Raw genomic sequence first — 18256 nt, 5'->3', positions numbered from 1 at the left:
TTAAAAGATAAAAAAGAGGATGACACTAGTGTCATCCTCTTTTCAAAGTCTTATTTTTTTTTGCGTAATTTACCTACAATAAAGGAAACTACCGCAACAAGTATAATTGTACCGATAAGTGCTGGGAATATAGCAATACCACCTATGTGCCAACCCCAATCACCAAGTAACCATGAACCGAGTGCTGACCCAACGATACCTGCAATAATATTCCCTAAAATACCACCTGGAATATCTTTTCCGACAATACCACCGGCAATCCAACCGATTAAACCACCGATAATTAACATAAGTATAAAGCCCATATGATTTTGCCTCCTTTATAAATGATTTAACTGTTAATATATACCACAAAATATATTATCTTAATCATTTAGATTAGAAAATATATTTTGCCATAATATGAACAAAATAAAAATTAAATTTATTAGTAGGAAGGCATACCAATAAGGCGTTAAAAGTGTCATAACGATACAGGAGATGATGATGAGTAAATGACCTGTAAGAACTGGACGTTTAATACGAGTTAATATTTTAATCTTTTCTTTTTCCTGCGGTTTGAAGGTACTATAGAATAGTATAATTGCACCAATCATAAAGATGGCTGGCGCCAAATATGGTATAGACATATAGTAAGAGTCATGACTCGTGTTATACGTAAGTATCAAAGAAGTACTTAATATAATAGTAAGAATCATAGCAATAAATTTTTGTTGTGTGATGACGTGAGTTTGAATTTTATAGTTTATATATAATTGTAATATTGTCCAAAGAATGAATTGAAAACATGTATATAGAGCAATGTAATCAAATGTTCCTATTAGAAATAAATTGATGATGGCATTGATGGTCAATGCAATGAGTATAGAGCTAAACTTAAGTTGTTTGTAATTCTGACGATATAAATCAATTCCGAGAATGATTAATACCGCAGCTATATTTATGATTATATTAATTAGCATGTTGCTCTCCTAACCTAGATACTTCACTGCAATATTATAGCAATTAAGATAAAGTTATTCATTTGATAACATTTAATTTTTTAAATTTTTGTTAAATATTCATTCAAATTCTTTAATTTCAAATTATTTATATACATATAAATGTGTCGCAGCGATGTTAGTCCGAATGGTTGAATATAAAGGCCTTTACTATAAATGAAAATTATATGTATAGTACTAAATTCCACTAAATAAAAAAGTGACGCATTGTATGGACAAAGAGCATTATACAACGCATCACATGAAATACTCAATTTAAACACCTTTTTTATTACTCCATAAGAGGGTGTGTAATTGAGGTAAAACATAAACATTATTCATTTCACTGCTTTCCATCACGCGATCCACAAGGGATTCATATAAAGATAATAATTTTTCTGTGTGTGATTCCACATGTTCACCATCTAAGTATGGGTTGCCCACTTGTAAATAAAAAGGAATCGAAGGATAACGATGGTGTATCATTTTAGCAAAATGATAATCTGCATCATCAAAAATAACGACTTTTAAGTTTAATGATTCAGGCACACATTGTGCAATCACTTCATCTAGGATAGGTAGATTAGGTTTCATCATTGAACTTGGGGGCTTAGGACTTATTGTCAAATCATCAATTTGTGTCATCCACGGTTGAAATTTGCTCCCTTGCGTTTCTAAGGCACTTTGAATGTGTTTTGAATCAAAGAGATCTACTAGGTCTTGTATCCCTTTAATCAACGCTGGATTGCCTCCTGAAATGGTTACGTGGTTAAATGAGTCTCCAGCAATTTCATAAAGTGAAGCATAGATTTCTTCTGCAGTCATCATCCGTATATCATCTTTTGCGCTACCGTCCCACGTAAAACTTGAATCACACCAGCTACAACGATAATCACAACCTGCTGTTCGAACAAACATTGTCTTACGTCCAATAACACGGCCTTCCCCTTGTATAGTTGGACCAAATATCTCTAATACTGGTATCTTACTCATGTGATGACCCCTTTGGTCTATAAACAACATAGCTCGTTGGAGTTTCTCGAACATAGACTTGAAGGCATTTTGGTTGATTGTCTCGTTCATCTAATGAATTTTGGACCATTTCATAGATCGTCTGTGCGACGATTTCTGTTGAAGGGCTTTTACCTTGGAATTGAGGTAAATCATTAAGTAAGTAATGATCAAATTGACCATGTATGAGTTTTTTTAAGTCACTAAAATTCACTAAAAACCCATTATGGTCTAATGTATCACCAGCTATCGTTAAATTAACAAAGTACGTGTGACCATGTGTACGCATGCATTTTCCAGCATCTTCATTTGGAATATAGTGCGCAGCTGAAAAGTTAAAATCTTTATTTAATTCAAAACAATAAGGATGTTGAACACTAGGATAATTTTGTTGGAACATTTTATTCCGCTCCTTTTTCTTCTAAATAGGTATTTAAACCACGTGCTCTCAAATGACAGGCTGGACATTCTCCGCAACCTTCGCCAACAATTCCATTGTAACAAGTTAAAGTATTATATCTAATATAATCTAGGACGCCAAGTTCATCACTTAATGACCACGTTGCTTTTTTATCTAACCACATTAGTGGTGTATGAATCACGAAATCTTTGTCCATCGATAGCGATAATGTAACATTCATTGATTTAATAAAACTATCACGACAATCTGGATATCCAGAAAAATCTGTTTCACACACACCAGTAATGATATGTTTTGCATTTGTTTGATACGCTAATGCGCCAGCAAAAGAAAGGAATAGGAGATTTCTGGCAGGTACGAATGTATTAGGGACACCGTCTTCATTCGTTTCAATTTCTAAATCGTGTTGTGTCAAAGCATTAGGTGTTAGTTGAGAAAGTAAGGACATGTCTAAAACATGGTGCTTAAGATTTTGTTCTTGAGCAATTTGTTTAGCAACTTCGATTTCAGTATCATGTCTTTGACCATACTCAAATGTAACTAATTCGACTTCATCAAAATGCTTTTTGGCCCAAAATAGACATGTGGTACTGTCTTGTCCTCCACTGAAAACTACGATTGCCTTGTTATTATTTAATGTGTGTTGCGTCATAAATACTTGCACTCCTTAATATTGTCTTACTAGCTTCTTTTTTCTATCCGTCATGACGCCAAAAAAACGTCTATCTCCATAAAAAGATAGACGTTTTTCAAGTGTCTAGTTTTTTATAGAGGGTATCAGCTAGGAACCTCTTTATATTCAATTTATACCGTGACTAGAATAATATATTTACGTTGTAAAAGCAAGTTGATATTTGGGATAATGAGTATAATAGATTGATAAAAAGTAACTTAAAGAGGTGATACGATGATCATAATGATTGATAATAAAGATTCATTTACCTATAACATTGTAGATTATATTGAGCAAGAATACAGCGGAGAAGTAAAAGTGATAGATGTTGAACGTCTATCAATTGAAAAGGTAAGGTTATGTTCACCGGAGGCGATTGTGATTTCACCAGGTCCAGGTGCACCAGATGATTATCCCATTTTAAATGAGATATTGAAAATATTTTCAACATCTATACCGGTATTAGGTGTGTGCTTAGGGTTCCAACAGATTATTACTTACTATGGTGGAGACATAATAAAGAGTGGTAAGGCGATTCATGGCCATACCACGCGCATCCAGCATAATGGCGAAAATATTTTTAAAGGATTACCAGAGTCGTTTAATGTGATGCGATACCATTCTTTGTGTGCAAATGCGCAAACTTTTCCTGCTGTCCTAGAAATAACAGCATCGAATTGTGATGGTATGATTATGGCATTTGCACATCAAACATTACCGATATATGGCTTACAATATCATCCAGAATCCATATTAAGTGAGTTTGGACTAGCTCAAATCGCATTATTCATAGAAATTGTGGAGGACTATCATGCAAATCCAATATAATTATCGATATTTATTAGATGAAGACAATTACGAACAACACCAATATACTTTTACGAGCTGTATTGGTCAAAAGGTAGCGAAGTCGTTGGATCAAGTAGGAGAAGTGGTTCGCTATGCTGAAGCTAAGCAAAAAGAAGGTTATTATGTAGCGCTATACTTACCTTATGAAGCAGCACCATTTTTTAATAGTCAAATGGAAACTGCGCTCATTGAAGGGCCTTATATTTATGGGGCAGCATATGCTTTTGCTGAACAATCAGGCACATCAATAACACGTGAGCTATCATACATAGCGAAATGTAATTTTCAATTCCGCTTAGGGCAAGAGACACTTATAGATCATATTAAGGCAGTGCAAGACGCAATCATAGAAGGTAATACATACCAAGTGAATTACACGACACGTTTGATAGACGATATTCATTATCCTATTTATACGTTGTATGAAGTATTACAACGTGAAAATAATGGCTTTTATTCAGCGCTTATAGACACAGAAGAGATCCAAGTCGCTTCATTATCTCCAGAATTGTTCTTCCAACGTGGTCCTTTTGGAGAACAGGAAGATGTCTTATTGAGTAAACCTATGAAAGGCACCATAGCTAGAGGCAAAACAGCAATACAAGACCAAGAAAATCTACAAACATTAACGCACTCTGCAAAGGATAGAGCGGAAAATGTGATGATTGTTGATTTATTACGTAATGATATTGGCCGCATTGCTAACACGGGGACAGTTAAAGTATACAAGCCTTTTCATATAGAAGCGTATAACACTGTATTTCAAATGACCACAATGGTTACAGGAGGATTAAGTCATGAAACACAACTCATGCAAGTGCTTGAATCACTATTTCCTTGTGGCTCTATAACAGGTGCACCTAAAATAAATACGATGAAATATATCAAACTATTAGAACAAGTGCCAAGACATATATATTGTGGAACAATTGGCTTACTGTTACCCGACGGTAAATCTATCTTTAATGTGCCTATACGTACTATTCAATATTTGAACAATCAGGCAATCTATGGCGTTGGTGCAGGTATAACGATCGATTCTATACCTGAATTAGAGGTTCAAGAATTTAAAGATAAAACTAAAATATTGGAGAGGTTATAATGCAATTATTTGAAACTATGCGATTAGAAGAAGGCGTATTTCCACGCCTGTCTTATCATAAAAATAGAATGAAAACATCGTGTCAGCAACTTGGCTTTGATTTTAATGAAATAAGTTGGGATGCTTTGGTTTACAAATTAGTTGAAACGTATTCAGTAGGTGCATTCCGTGTGAAAATTTTAGTGGATGCTAACGGAACATTTGATTATGTCGTAGCAGAACTCACAACTAAAGTGAATTTTACAGCCAAACTCATTCAAACGAGTAATAATACAAGCGAAAGTGTCATTGTAAATAAGACAACGGATAGAGCACATTTAGACCATAATCATGAAACAGATATTATATTATTATATGATTTAGAGGGGAAAATATTAGAATTTGATATCGGTAATATTATGATTAAGGAAGAAAACCAGTATTATACACCCAAATATAATCATGATTTTTTGCGAGGGTGTATGAGACAATCACTCATAGAAAAAGGTGTTTTACAGCAAAAAGACTATGATGTGGAAGAGTTTAAACAGAAACTACAATTAGAAAAGATTCAGGTTTTTCTAATAAATAGTTTGCGAGAGGTTGCCGATGTAGAGATTTATCTATAGAATATAGAAAGCGTAAACAATGGTATAAGCTCTATGACAGAGATATAGCCAAAATGCGAAAAAGTTATATCAAAATAAATAGCTTAAACAATTAACCGCACATAGATTATTGAATACAGTATAACTTTGCAATTGTTACCAAGCACAACGACAAAAATATTTTAATGAAAAATTTGAAATAGATATAAGATTAACTGACGAAGAAGTCAAATAATAATATAGCATATTATAGACAGTGAGTGAGGCAAGAGAATGATATTGATATGGTTACTGGCAATTATGATGTTAACTGTGCTTACGAAATGGATTACAAATCATTTGCTAAAAAAACAATCGGTTTTCATTGCACAAATTGTTGTCACAATTTTTTGTATCATTCAGTTTGTTTTTGTCTATTTTTTAGTGAAAGCGCTGATGAATTATATAGTTCAGGGACTCAATGTATTTTATCATTAGTAACAATTTATGAGGTGAATCTATGAAGATATATAGCCAAGGTGACCAAGCTATAGTGGTTTCTATAGAAAAAGAGGTCTCTAAGGATTTAACAGAAGATTTGTTAGCTTTAAAAAATTATTTAATTGAAAAAAACTATCCATTTATTACAGAAATAGTACCAACAGAATCAGATATGATGATTTGTTATGATGCTCGAGACATGATTAAGCATCATCATATTATCTCTCCCTTTTTATATATGAAAGCATTGATGCAATCGGTGCAATTAGAAATAAAGCACGAGGATAAAAACACAACAGCTATGGAGATCCCTGTTATATATGGTGGAACATTTGGACCTGATTTAGATACCTTACTTGCTCATTATAAGATGGATATGGATAAATTTATAAAGTTACATACAAAACCAACTTATTTTGTCTCCATGATGGGTTACTCACCTGGGTTTCCGTATCTAACTGGAATGACAAAGCGTTTATTTGTAAATCATACAGGTGGAAAAAAGAGTTTTATACCTGCTGGATCAGTTATTATTGAAGGCAAAAAGACGGGAATTACTACAACTGATACATACGGAGATTGGTTGGTTATTGGATATACACCGGTTCGTTTGTTTAATCCTGATCAAACCGAGTTTACTAAATTAAAATTAGGCGATAATGTCATATTTAAGCCTACGACAAAAGAAGCGTTGGATTTAGGAGGCTTTAAACCATGTCAATTATAATAGAAGATGAAGGCTTATTTTCAAGCTTTCAAGACTTTGGTCGCCAAGGGTATGAACATGATGGTGTGATTCCTGGTGGTGCATTGGATCCATTATCACATGAAATAGCTAATAGACTCGTGGCGAATGATAAACGAGAAGCAACATTAGAAATGACAAATAGAATGGCACGTATACGTTTTACTGAACCTACATTAATTGCACTTAGTGGTGGTAATTTTAAAGCTAAAACAGAAAATCTGAAAATTATCCCTAACAAACTATATTTAATGGAAAAAGGTGATGTAATCGTCTTTACTGAAACAAGTCGTACATCTAGAGTATATCTAGCTGTGGGCGGCGGTTTTGAATTAGACGAATGGTTAGGTTCTACTTCAACCGACTTCAAGTCACAAATTGGTGGATTTCATGGGCGTCAGTTGCAAAAAGGGGACGAAGTTAATATGAAGCGTAATTATACAGAACGCCATCATAAACTCTTCGAAAACTTAGAAGATAAACATGAAACAGACTGGGGTATTGATGGTTATGCACTTTCTTTTAATTATATGTCCGATGTATTTCACGTAATCAAAAATAAAGGAACAGAAGATTTCAAAAAAGATGTACTGAATCGTTTTGTTCTTGATGAATATAAAGTGACTAGTAAAGCAAATAGAGCAGGTATGTTAGTTGAAGGTGCTCCCGTAAAAGCATTTTATGAGGATATGCCGGCACATCAATCCGTGCAAAGAGGTACGATACAAGTAAAAAGAGATGGAACGCCAATTATTTTATTAAATGATCATTATACATTAGGTAGTTATCCTCAAATAGGAACAATTGCAAGTTATCATTTAACTAAAATAGGACAAAAACCACAGGGCGCAAAATTGAAATTTCAATTTATCGATATTGAAAGTGCTGAAAAGAATTTAATTAAATATACAAATTGGTTAAATCAACTTTTTCATGGTATTGAATATAGAATGCAGTTAGAAATGTTGAAATAATAAGTATTTATAAAAAGGTAATGAATTAAATATAAAAATACTGAGCTAAGAGAAAATTGCTAGAGTAAAGCGTGTAAGTTTTATCGCTTACGCTAGCTTTTTCTATAAACTTAAAATATACATAAGAATTAGTATCTCGATACTATGGTTTAGAAAAAAGAAAATACTTTGTAATCTAGCTATAATCAATATGTTATTTTGTCTGCGACTATAGTCCGATTAATATCATTTCTAATCAGAGTATAATTAAAAAGCATATTATTTCTTAATAATGTATTAACGTGGCGTTAATAAGGCATTCATAAAGCCGAACAAATAGCTTTATTTCTCGTAAAAAGTGTGTTTTTACTTGATATTTGACTACTATTGCTTTATATTAATTAATTGAACTGTATACGTTTTGTTACAGTAAGATTACAAAACGATAAAGAATGTAAAAAGAACATTAAAGGTTAATATGTGATGTTTATATACATGCATTTTGTTACTTGAAATAAACAACAATAATCTTAAGAATACATGGAAAATTAATATTATTAATAATGACAATTGAACTTTTAAAGCAGTGAAATTTTGATGTCTATATCATAATGTAAGATTTTATGAGAAGGAGTATGAATTTCCAACCTAAAGAATGTAACTTTCGCCAATAACGACCTGTGTCTCTATTTACATTGGATACATAACTAAATAGGGCATTATTAACAGAAATTTTGCCAAGTATTTACTAGGCGCGGATATTTTTCCAGCCTATATTAATCTAAAATCGGGGGAAACAAACATGAGTTTACACAAAAAGAAACTGACTCTTTTTGCGTTTTTTATTTTGACGGTGATAACAGTCACCTTGAAAACGTACTTTTCATATTACGTCGATTTTTCTTTAGGTGTTAAAGGATTAGTACAAAACTTAATCTTATTAATGAATCCATATAGTTTAATCGCTTTAGTATTAAGTATTTTCTTATTCTTCAAAGGGAAGAAAGCTTTTTGGTTCATCTTTATTGGTGGATTCTTATTAAGTTTTTTATTATATGCTAACGTTGTATACTTTAGATTCTTCTCTGACTTTTTAACATTTAGTACACTGAACCAAGTAGGAAATGTAGAGTCAATGGGTGGTGCAGTTACCGCCTCGTTTAAATGGTATGATTTTATCTACTTTACGGATACAATCGTTTACCTGTTTATGTTGATCTTTAAACAAAAATGGTTTGATAAACGTGTATTTAGTAAGAAATTTGTACCAGTGATTATGGCAGCTTCAGTAGCACTGTTCTTCTTGAACTTAGCTTTTGCTGAATCAGATCGTCCAGAGTTATTAACACGTACGTTTGACCATAAATATTTAGTGAAATACTTAGGTCCATATAACTTCACAGTTTATGATGGCGTTAAAACGATTGAAAATAATCAACAAAAAGCTTTAGCAAATGAAGATGATTTAACTAAAGTATTAAATTATACAAAACAAAAACAAACAGAGCCTAATCCAGAATATTATGGAGCGGCTAAGAAGAAAAATATTATCAAAATCCATTTAGAAAGTTTCCAAACTTTCTTGATTAATAAAAAAGTAAATGGTCAAGAAGTTACACCATTCTTGAACAAACTTTCTACAGGTAAAGAAGGATATAGATATTATCCGAATTTCTTCCATCAAACAGGACAAGGCAAGACGTCAGATTCTGAGTTTACGATGGATAATAGTTTGTTCGGTTTGCCACAAGGTTCAGCATTTTCATTGAAAGGTGACAATACGTTCCAATCACTACCGGCAATTCTCGATCAAAAGCAAGGTTACACTTCTAGTGTTATGCACGGAGACTACAAAACATTCTGGAACCGTGATCAAGTTTATAAACACTTTGGCGTAGATAAGTTTTATGATGCAACATATTATGATATGTCACAAGATAATCTTGAAAACTTAGGGCTAAAAGATAAAGAGCTATTTAAAGAATCGACTGACTATTTAGCAAAAGAAAAACAACCGTTCTATAGTCATTTAATTACATTAACAAATCACTATCCATTTACAGTTTCTCCAGAAGACGCATCAATTGAGAGACCTAATACAGGCGACTCAACAGTAGATGGTTATGTACAAACAGCAAGATATTTAGATGAATCATTAGAACAATTTGTAAGTGAATTGAAGAAAAAAGGTCTTTATGACGACTCGGTTATTATGATTTATGGTGATCACTATGGTATCTCTGAAAACCATAATAAAGCGATGGAAAAATTATTAGGTGAAGATATTACACCGGCGAAATTTACTGATTTAAATCGTACTGGTTTCTGGCTGAAAATTCCTGGTAAAGAAGGTACAGTAGATAAAACATATGCTGGTCAAGCAGATGTTATGCCTACAATATTACATTTAATGGGTATCGATACGAAGAATTACTTAATGATGGGTACAGACTTATTATCTAAAGATCATGATGATACAGTTCCTTTCAGAAATGGAGACTTTGTAACGAAAGATTATAAATATGTAAATGGTAGAATTTATGATAATAAGAATAATGAACCGGTAACAGAAAAACCTAAAGATTTTGAAAAACGTAAACAACAATCTGAAAAAGATTTAGAAATGAGCGATAATGTACTTAATGGTGACTTGTTCAGATTCTATGACAATCCAGATTTCAAAAAAATAAAACCATCGAATTATGAATATAAACCTGGTCCTAAAGGACAAGAGAAAAAATAATAATGTTTAAGAACTAATACACCTAGTGAAGGTGTGTTAGTTCTTTTTTTAGGATATAATTGCTGAATGTGTTGAAGCATAAAAATACGATTAAAGCTTATAAGCTTTAATCGTATTTTTAATAAAGTAATAGATATTAATATATTTCCTCATCCAAGTGCAACATCGAGTATCATCATAATAGTGAAACCTAGCATTAAACTTAATGTTGCCAGATCTGTATTATTACTTGCTTGTGAATCAGGGATGAGTTCTTCAACGACTACAAATATCATTGCGCCTGCAGCAAAAGCTAAAGCGTATGGTAACATAGGTGTAATAACTAATACAGCTGCTGCACCAATCATAGCGAATATAGGTTCTACAATTGCAGATGCTTGACCATAGTTGAATGCTTTCCATCTTGTAGCACCTGCAGCACGAATAGGCATAGATAATGCGGCGCCTTCAGGAATATTTTGAATACCTATACCTATGGCTAATCCTAATGCTCCTAAAAACGTAGCTTGACCATTCCCGGCAACAATACCACCGAAAGCAACACCAATAGATAGTCCTTCTGGTATGTTGTGAAGCGTAATGGCTAAAACAAGTAACGTGTTTTTATTGAGTTTTTTAGTACCTACACCCTCATGAAACTGATTTGTATCTTTGGTGTTGGGATGTATATGAGGAATAACTAAATCTAAGGCACGAATAAATAATCCACCCAACAAAAAACCGATTGCAGCTGGTAACCATGGAAGCGATGCATCTTTACCATAATCAATGGCTGGCTGTAACAGAGACCAGAAACTCGCAGCAATCATGATGCCGGCAGCGAATCCTTGCATAGAATTTAGAATCTTATCATTCACGCGTTTAAAAACAAATACTGCCGCTGCTCCTAACGCAGTTAGTAGCCAAGTAATAATGCCAGCTATTAATGCTTGGATATAAGGAGGTAAGTCTTGGAAAAATTCCGACATAAGCTTGTCTCCTTTGTATCATTTGTAATCAAAAAGGTGTATAATATATGGAACTGAAATTAATTTTAACAGAATTAATTGTAATAATCGATATTAAAAAGGATGTTGGACGATGGAAGCTTACAAAATAGAACATTTACACAAATCATATGCCGACAAAGTAATTTTTGATGATTTACACCTATCGATTTCAGAAGGTGAAAAGATAGGTCTCGTTGGCATTAATGGCACAGGAAAAAGTACGCTGTTACAAGTTATCGCCGGACAAGATGAAGATTATGAAGCTGAAATTTCTCATCCCAACTCCTATCGCATACGTTATTCATCTCAAAAGCAAGACTTTGATAAAGGGATGTCCGTATTTGAAGCGGTATTAACCTCAGAGACAAAGACGTTAGAAATTATCAGAACTTATGAAGCTGCCATGAAACAATACAACGACACGCAGAGTGAGTCAGATTTCCAAAGAATGATGCAAGCACAAGAAGCAATGGATACGCATCAAGCTTGGGATTATAGTTCTGAAATTAAAACGATTCTTTCTAAATTAGGTATCAATGATACGACAAAGGAAGTAAGCGAACTATCTGGAGGTCAACAAAAAAGAGTGGGATTAGCTAAGACTTTAATTGAGCAACCTGATTTATTATTATTAGATGAACCTACAAACCATCTAGACTTTGAATCTATCAACTGGCTCATTAATTATGTAAAACAGTACCCACATACTGTGCTATTTGTTACCCATGACCGTTACTTTTTAAATGAAGTATCTTCTCGAATTATTGAATTAGATAGAGGTAAGTTAGCTACATATGAGGGGAATTATGAAGCGTATATTGAACAGCGTGCTGAAAATGAAATAATAGAACAAAAGCAACAAGCTAAACAACAATCGTTATATAAACAAGAACTTGCATGGATGCGCGCAGGCGTTAAAGCACGTTCTACGAAACAGCAAGCACGTAAAAATAGGTTTAATGATTTAGAACAAGATGTAAAAAACCAACATCAACAAGATAAAGCTTCTTTAAATCTTGCCTATTCTAGGCTAGGAAAGCAAGTCTTTGAAATGGAAAATCTGAGTAAGCATATTAACAATGTCACACTTTTCGAAGATATTACTCAAATCATTCAAAGTGGGCAACAAATCGGTATCGTTGGACCTAATGGAGCAGGAAAAACAACGTTATTGAATATTTTAAGTGGAGAAGATCAAGATTTTGATGGAAATTTAAAAATTGGTCAAACCGTGAAAGTTGCCTATTTTAAACAAACTGAAGAACGTTTAGAACGGGACGTAAGAATGATTGATTATTTGAGAGAAGAAAGTGAAGTCGCTAAAGAAAAAGATGGCACGTCAGTTTCAATCACACAATTACTTGAACGTTTTTTATTCCCAAGTGCAACACACGGCAAAAAAATATACAAATTATCTGGCGGAGAACAAAAAAGGTTATACTTGTTAAAATTGTTAGTGCATCAACCGAATGTGCTCTTATTAGATGAACCAACTAATGATTTAGATACTGAAACATTAACGATACTTGAAGATTATATTAGTACGTTTGGTGGATCAGTAATTACAGTAAGTCATGATAGATACTTTTTAAATAAAGTAGCTCAAGAATATTGGTATATTCATGATGGTAAAATGGACCGTATCATTGGTACTTTTGAAGATTATGAAGCATATAAAAAAGACCAAGATAAGGTTCAAGATCAACAAAAACAGCAAAGTAAAGTTAAGCAACCTACTGAAAGAAAGAAGAAAAAAGGTCTATCTTATAAAGAGAAGCAAGAGTATGAAACAATTATTGAACGTATTGACACTACAGAACAGAGATTAGAAACAATAGACGAAGAAATGGCAAATGCAAGTTCAGACTACGCAAAAATCAAAGAATTAAGCGAAGAACAGCAACGTCTTAATCAAACGTATGAAGAAGATATTGCAAGATGGAGTGAACTTGAAGAACTAAAAGAACAATGAGGGATCTTATAACATGGAATCAACTTTATCGCATTATTTTGGTTATGACACATTTCGTCCAGGCCAAAAGGAAATTATATCAAGAGTAATGGATCATCATAATGTGTTAGGTGTTTTACCTACTGGCGGGGGAAAATCAATTTGTTATCAAGTACCAGGATTAATGCTAGGCGGAACAACAATTGTAATCAGCCCATTAATCTCATTGATGAAAGACCAAGTTGATCAATTAAAGGCCATGGGTATACGCGCGGCATATTTGAATAGTAGCTTAACTCAAAAGCAACAGAAAGCGATTGAAACGCAATTGAGGAATGGCGAAATTCAGTTTTTATATGTAGCACCTGAACGCTTTGATAATGGTTATTTTATTAGTTTATTACAACAGTTAAAAATACATTTAGTTGCGTTTGACGAAGCCCACTGTATTTCAAAGTGGGGACATGATTTCAGACCGAGCTATCAAGACGTTATTCATAAAGTGTTTGCTTTACCTCAAGATTTTGCTATTGTGGCGCTCACAGCAACAGCAACGATTGAAGTTCAAAAAGATATCATGGAACGCCTTAACATTAGTAAAAATAATGAGGTTAAAACAAGCACCAAACGACGTAATTTAGTCTTTCAGGTTAATCCTACCTATCAGAGACAAAAATTTGTGATGGAATATGTTACGTCTCATAAAAATGAAGCGGGTATTATTTATTGTTCCACGCGTAAGCAAGTTGAAGAATTACAAGAAGCATTAGAAGATAAAGGAATTAATAGCACAAGCTACCATGCTGGCTTATCAAATAAAGAACGTGAAGCAGCACAAAATGATTTTGTGTATGATCGCGTGCGAGTAGTTGTTGCTACAAATGCGTTTGGTATGGGGATTGATAAGTCCAATGTGCGTTTTGTTATTCATTATAATATGCCTGGTGATTTAGAGTCTTATTATCAAGAAGCTGGCCGTGCAGGGCGTGATGGATTGAATAGTAATTGTATTTTATTGTTTAGTGAACGCGACATTGGTTTACATCAATATTTTATATCATCATCGCGCGCAGATGATGATTATAAAGATAAAATGGGTGAAAAGCTCACAAAAATGATTCTCTACACAAAAACCAAAAAGTGTTTAGAAGCGACACTTGTACATTATTTTGAACCAAATGAAAAATTGGAAGAATGTAAGCAATGTAGTAATTGTACAAGAGAAAATAAAACATATGACATGACAAATGAAGCAAAAATGATTGTCAGTTGTATCGCCCGTATGAAACAGAAAGAAAGTTATAGTGTTATTATCCAAGTGTTACGTGGTGAAGATTCCGATTATATTCGTTATTGTGATTATAATGAGTTATCTACGCATGGTATTATGAAGCAGTACACAACATCAGATTTAAGTCATCTTATTGATGAATTAAGATTTAAGGGTTTCTTAAATGAGCACGATGAAATCCTTACATGTGATAAATCTGTAAAAGCGTTGTTAAGTGACGAAATTACTATATTTACTACACCATTTAAACGTAAGACAAAAGAGAAAGTTAATATCAATACTGTAGAAGGTGTTGATCGAGCATTATTTGACGAATTGATTGCAGTGCGTAAACAATTAAGTGAGAATCTTGGCATCGCGCCAGTGAGTATATTTTCTGATTATACACTCGAGGAATTTGCCAAAAGAAAACCAGAATCAAAACAGGATATGATCTCCATTGATGGGGTGGGAAGCTATAAATTAAAACATTATTGCCCTATGTTTTTAGAAACAATTCAATCCTATAAAGCTCAAATATAAGTTACTTCAATAATTGTAATTTGAACATATTTCATCAACAAAATTTTAAAAGTAAATTAAATGTTTTCTTATTTTTTAATAAATCTACTTAAAATAGCAAAGTTAATTTCGATATTCATAATATATTAAGGCACGTTATGCGTTTCTTATATGTTTTGTATGTGTTTAACTTTGCTATTTTTATTTATACAACGAATTGTACGTAATATGCTTTTGAAGAATATTTATTTCAAAAAATCCTTCTGATAATACATAAAAAAATTGTAATTAGGGAATAATGAATTCAAATGGGAATGAATGATACTAAAGAGTAAATTAAAGTGAAGGTGACAAAGTGATAGAATTTAAAAATGTAGTAAAAAAATATGGGACTAAAACAGCAGTAGATGATATAAGCTTTAACATTGAAGAAGGAGAATTCTTTGTATTAATCGGCCCATCAGGGTGTGGAAAGACAACAACATTAAAAATGATAAACCGTTTAATTACATTATCTAATGGTTATATTTATTTTAAAAATAAACCTATCAGTGAATATCCCGTTTATGAAATGAGATGGGATATTGGCTATGTTTTACAACAAATTGCATTATTCCCACATATGACTATTAGAGAGAATATTGCACAAGTACCTCAAATGAAGAAGTGGAAAGAGCAAGATATCGAGGCTCGAATCGATGAATTATTGGACATGGTAGGCCTAGAACCAGAATTATACAAAGCACGAAAGCCAGAGGAATTATCTGGTGGACAGCGTCAACGTGTAGGGGTTGTACGAGCGCTAGCAGCTGATCCTCCAGTCATATTAATGGATGAACCTTTCAGTGCTTTGGATCCTATTAGTCGAGAAAAGTTACAAGATGATTTAATAAAATTACAACAAAAAATTAAAAAGACAATCGTTTTTGTAACTCATGATATTGAAGAAGCAATGAAGTTAGGTGATCGTATTTGTTTATTAAATGAAGGTCACGTTGAACAAATCGATACCCCTAATGGATTTGTTACTCATCCTAATAATGATTTTGTAAAACAATTTATAGGTGATAAAGCTAAATTGTCGATTAATGATATAAAGTTATCGGAAGTTACTGGAAATCTAAGCATTGATGAACAAGTAATAACCAAAGGGTATCCTATATTTAGTAGTGATCAGTTAGTAAAAGAAGTTTACGCTGATTTAGCAGAACATGAGGCGATTATTATTGAAGATAATACAAAGTCAACACAATGTGTGCTTAAACGAGAGGATATGTTTAAGTTTTTGTCAGATTTTCGTAAAGGAGGTCAAAATTGATGAATGAATTCATTCGTACACTTTCTGAACGTAAAGGGCAATTAATAACTACTATTTTTGAGCATATCCAAATTTCATTTCTAGCATTATTGATTGCTGCATTCATCGGTGTACCTCTCGGTATATTATTAACGAAAACGCGCAAGGTATCAGAAATCGTTATGAATATAGCAGCTATATTGCAAACAATCCCATCATTAGCTTTACTTGGTCTAATGATTCCATTATTTGGTATTGGCAAAGTCCCTGCAGTTATTGCCTTAGTTGTTTATGCCTTATTACCTATTTTGAGAAATACATATACAGGGATAAGTGAGGTGGATTCCTCTTTAGTTGAGGCTGCCAAAGGCATAGGAATGAAACCGGGACGCAGGTTAGCAAAAGTAGAATTGCCAATTGCGATGCCTGTAATCATGGCAGGGTTGCGTACAGCAATGGTCCTAATTATTGGGACTGCTACGTTAGCAGCGTTAATTGGAGCAGGTGGATTGGGAGATCTCATATTACTTGGTATTGATAGAAATGATAGCTCCTTAATTCTTATTGGAGCAATACCAGCAGCTTTATTGGCTATATTATTTGATTTAGTATTGCGTTACATGCAAAAGCTATCGTATAAAAAATTAGTCATTTCCTTGGCCTGTATTATTCTTTTATTGCTTCTTGTCATTATTGCGCCGATATTAGCCCAAAAAGGTGATAAAGTAACATTAGCGGGTAAGTTAGGTTCAGAGCCATCAGTGATTACTAATATGTATAAAATTTTAATTGAAGAAGAAACAGATGACACAGTCGAAGTGAAAGATGGTATGGGTAAAACTTCATTTCTTTTTAATGCCTTAAAATCAGACGATATTGATGGCTATCTTGAGTTTACGGGGACTGTGCTAGGTGAATTAACTAAGGAAGATTTGAAGTCTAAGCAAGAAGACAAGGTATACCATCAAGCTAAATCTAGTTTAGAAGATAAAAAAGGTATGACTATGTTGAAACCAATGAAATACAATAACACTTATGCTTTAGCAGTAAAAAAAGATTTTGCTAAGAAGCATAATCTTAAGACAATTGGGGATTTAAATAAAGTGAGTAGTGAGATCAAACCTGGCTTCACAATGGAATTTAACGATCGAGAAGATGGTTATCCAGCTGTGCAAAAAGCTTATCATCTACATGTTGATAATATCAAAACAATGGAGCCTAAATTACGTTACCAAGCTGTTAAAAGTGGAGATATTAATTTAATAGATGCGTATTCAACAGATGCTGAATTAAAACAATATAATATGGTCGTATTAAGGGATGATAAACACGTATTCCCGCCATATCAAGGCGCACCAATGTTTAAAAAATCATATTTAAAAGCACATCCTGAAATTAAAGATCCACTTAATAAATTAGCTGGTAAAATTTCAAACGAAGATATGCAACAAATGAATTATGAGGTAACAGTTAAGAAAAAAGACCCTTATCAAGTTGCTCGAAACTATTTAGAAAAACATCATTTAATAAATTAAACGCTGGTCTTTTTGCAAGCATCCACTCATGAAACATATCTTTAAATATGTATCATGAGTGGATGCTTATTTTATTACTAACAAAGTAAAAATGGAGTTAGAGGGAGCATTGTTTTCAACACTATAAAGGTTTATAATGGTTAATAAG

The 18256-nt window shown here is 33.1% G+C and carries 16 protein-coding genes; 10 read left to right on the top strand and 6 right to left on the bottom strand.

Features of this window, described 5'->3' with window-relative positions; all coding sequences use genetic code 11:
* Window positions 1–50 precede the first annotated feature (50 nt).
* The 5 genes from PYW31_RS10430 to queC all read right to left on the bottom strand — a co-directional run bounded on the left by PYW31_RS10430 (window position 51) and on the right by queC (window position 3064).
* On the bottom strand, window positions 51–305 hold the full coding sequence (locus PYW31_RS10430; protein ID WP_046837161.1) for a GlsB/YeaQ/YmgE family stress response membrane protein: 255 nt from the start codon (window positions 303–305) through the stop codon (window positions 51–53).
* 60 nt (window positions 306–365) lie between these two features.
* Window positions 366–962, bottom strand: coding sequence for a hypothetical protein (locus PYW31_RS10425; protein ID WP_046837162.1), 597 nt, complete (start codon window positions 960–962; stop codon window positions 366–368).
* A 294-nt stretch (window positions 963–1256) separates the two neighbouring features.
* The gene (gene queE / locus PYW31_RS10420) at window positions 1257–1973 is read right to left on the bottom strand and encodes a 7-carboxy-7-deazaguanine synthase QueE (RefSeq protein WP_046837163.1); all 717 of its coding nucleotides are present in this window, start codon (window positions 1971–1973) and stop codon (window positions 1257–1259) included.
* The gene (gene queD, locus PYW31_RS10415) at window positions 1966–2391 is read right to left on the bottom strand and encodes a 6-carboxytetrahydropterin synthase QueD (protein WP_046837164.1); all 426 of its coding nucleotides are present in this window, start codon (window positions 2389–2391) and stop codon (window positions 1966–1968) included. Before queD ends, queE begins: the two co-directional genes overlap by 8 nt.
* A 1-nt stretch (window position 2392) precedes the next feature.
* The gene (queC, locus tag PYW31_RS10410) at window positions 2393–3064 is read right to left on the bottom strand and encodes a 7-cyano-7-deazaguanine synthase QueC (protein ID WP_046837165.1); all 672 of its coding nucleotides are present in this window, start codon (window positions 3062–3064) and stop codon (window positions 2393–2395) included.
* Window positions 3065–3319: 255 nt separating this feature from the next.
* On the opposite strand from queC, the gene PYW31_RS10405 reads away from it, so the two are divergent.
* The 6 genes from PYW31_RS10405 (at window position 3320) to ltaS (ending at window position 10544) form a co-directional block, all read left to right on the top strand.
* Window positions 3320–3913, top strand: a complete 594-nt coding sequence (locus PYW31_RS10405) for an anthranilate synthase component II (protein ID WP_046837166.1) — start codon at window positions 3320–3322, stop codon at window positions 3911–3913.
* Complete coding sequence (locus PYW31_RS10400; protein WP_046837167.1) at window positions 3897–5036, top strand: chorismate-binding protein; 1140 nt, start codon at window positions 3897–3899, stop codon at window positions 5034–5036. Before PYW31_RS10405 ends, PYW31_RS10400 begins: the two co-directional genes overlap by 17 nt.
* Window positions 5036–5644 (top strand): aminotransferase class IV, encoded by a 609-nt coding sequence (locus PYW31_RS10395; RefSeq protein WP_046837168.1) that lies wholly within the window; start codon window positions 5036–5038, stop codon window positions 5642–5644. The genes PYW31_RS10400 and PYW31_RS10395 overlap by 1 nt, the downstream gene beginning before the upstream one ends.
* A 478-nt stretch (window positions 5645–6122) precedes the next feature.
* Window positions 6123–6830, top strand: a complete 708-nt coding sequence (locus PYW31_RS10390; RefSeq protein ID WP_046837170.1) for a 5-oxoprolinase subunit B family protein — start codon at window positions 6123–6125, stop codon at window positions 6828–6830.
* A complete protein-coding gene (locus PYW31_RS10385) occupies window positions 6818–7822 on the top strand; it encodes a 5-oxoprolinase subunit C family protein (protein ID WP_046837171.1) in 1005 nt (334 codons plus the stop codon). The genes PYW31_RS10390 and PYW31_RS10385 overlap by 13 nt, the downstream gene beginning before the upstream one ends.
* A gap of 781 nt (window positions 7823–8603) precedes the next feature.
* Window positions 8604–10544: a polyglycerol-phosphate lipoteichoic acid synthase LtaS gene (gene ltaS / locus PYW31_RS10380; RefSeq protein ID WP_046837172.1), complete on the top strand. Its 1941-nt coding sequence runs from the start codon at window positions 8604–8606 to the stop codon at window positions 10542–10544.
* Window positions 10545–10693: 149 nt separating this feature from the next.
* Here the strand turns inward: ltaS and PYW31_RS10375 are convergent, their stop codons facing one another.
* Window positions 10694–11512, bottom strand: a complete 819-nt coding sequence (locus PYW31_RS10375; protein ID WP_046837173.1) for a ZIP family metal transporter — start codon at window positions 11510–11512, stop codon at window positions 10694–10696.
* 112 nt (window positions 11513–11624) lie between these two features.
* On the opposite strand from PYW31_RS10375, the gene PYW31_RS10370 reads away from it, so the two are divergent.
* The 4 genes from PYW31_RS10370 (at window position 11625) to PYW31_RS10355 (ending at window position 18108) form a co-directional block, all read left to right on the top strand.
* Window positions 11625–13505, top strand: a complete 1881-nt coding sequence (locus PYW31_RS10370; RefSeq protein ID WP_046837174.1) for an ABC-F family ATP-binding cassette domain-containing protein — start codon at window positions 11625–11627, stop codon at window positions 13503–13505.
* 13 nt (window positions 13506–13518) lie between these two features.
* Window positions 13519–15297 (top strand): DNA helicase RecQ, encoded by a 1779-nt coding sequence (gene recQ, locus PYW31_RS10365; protein WP_046837175.1) that lies wholly within the window; start codon window positions 13519–13521, stop codon window positions 15295–15297.
* A 334-nt stretch (window positions 15298–15631) separates the two neighbouring features.
* A complete protein-coding gene (locus PYW31_RS10360) occupies window positions 15632–16594 on the top strand; it encodes an ABC transporter ATP-binding protein (RefSeq protein ID WP_046837176.1) in 963 nt (320 codons plus the stop codon).
* Window positions 16594–18108, top strand: coding sequence for an ABC transporter permease/substrate-binding protein (locus PYW31_RS10355; RefSeq protein WP_046837177.1), 1515 nt, complete (start codon window positions 16594–16596; stop codon window positions 18106–18108). Before PYW31_RS10360 ends, PYW31_RS10355 begins: the two co-directional genes overlap by 1 nt.
* Window positions 18109–18256: the final 148 nt, after the last annotated feature.

The organism is Staphylococcus succinus (genome assembly GCF_029024945.1).
Classification (GTDB): Bacteria; Bacillota; Bacilli; order Staphylococcales; family Staphylococcaceae; genus Staphylococcus; species Staphylococcus succinus.
The sequence above is the reverse complement of the archived record's forward strand: the minus strand, read 5'-3'. Positions and strand labels throughout refer to the sequence as shown.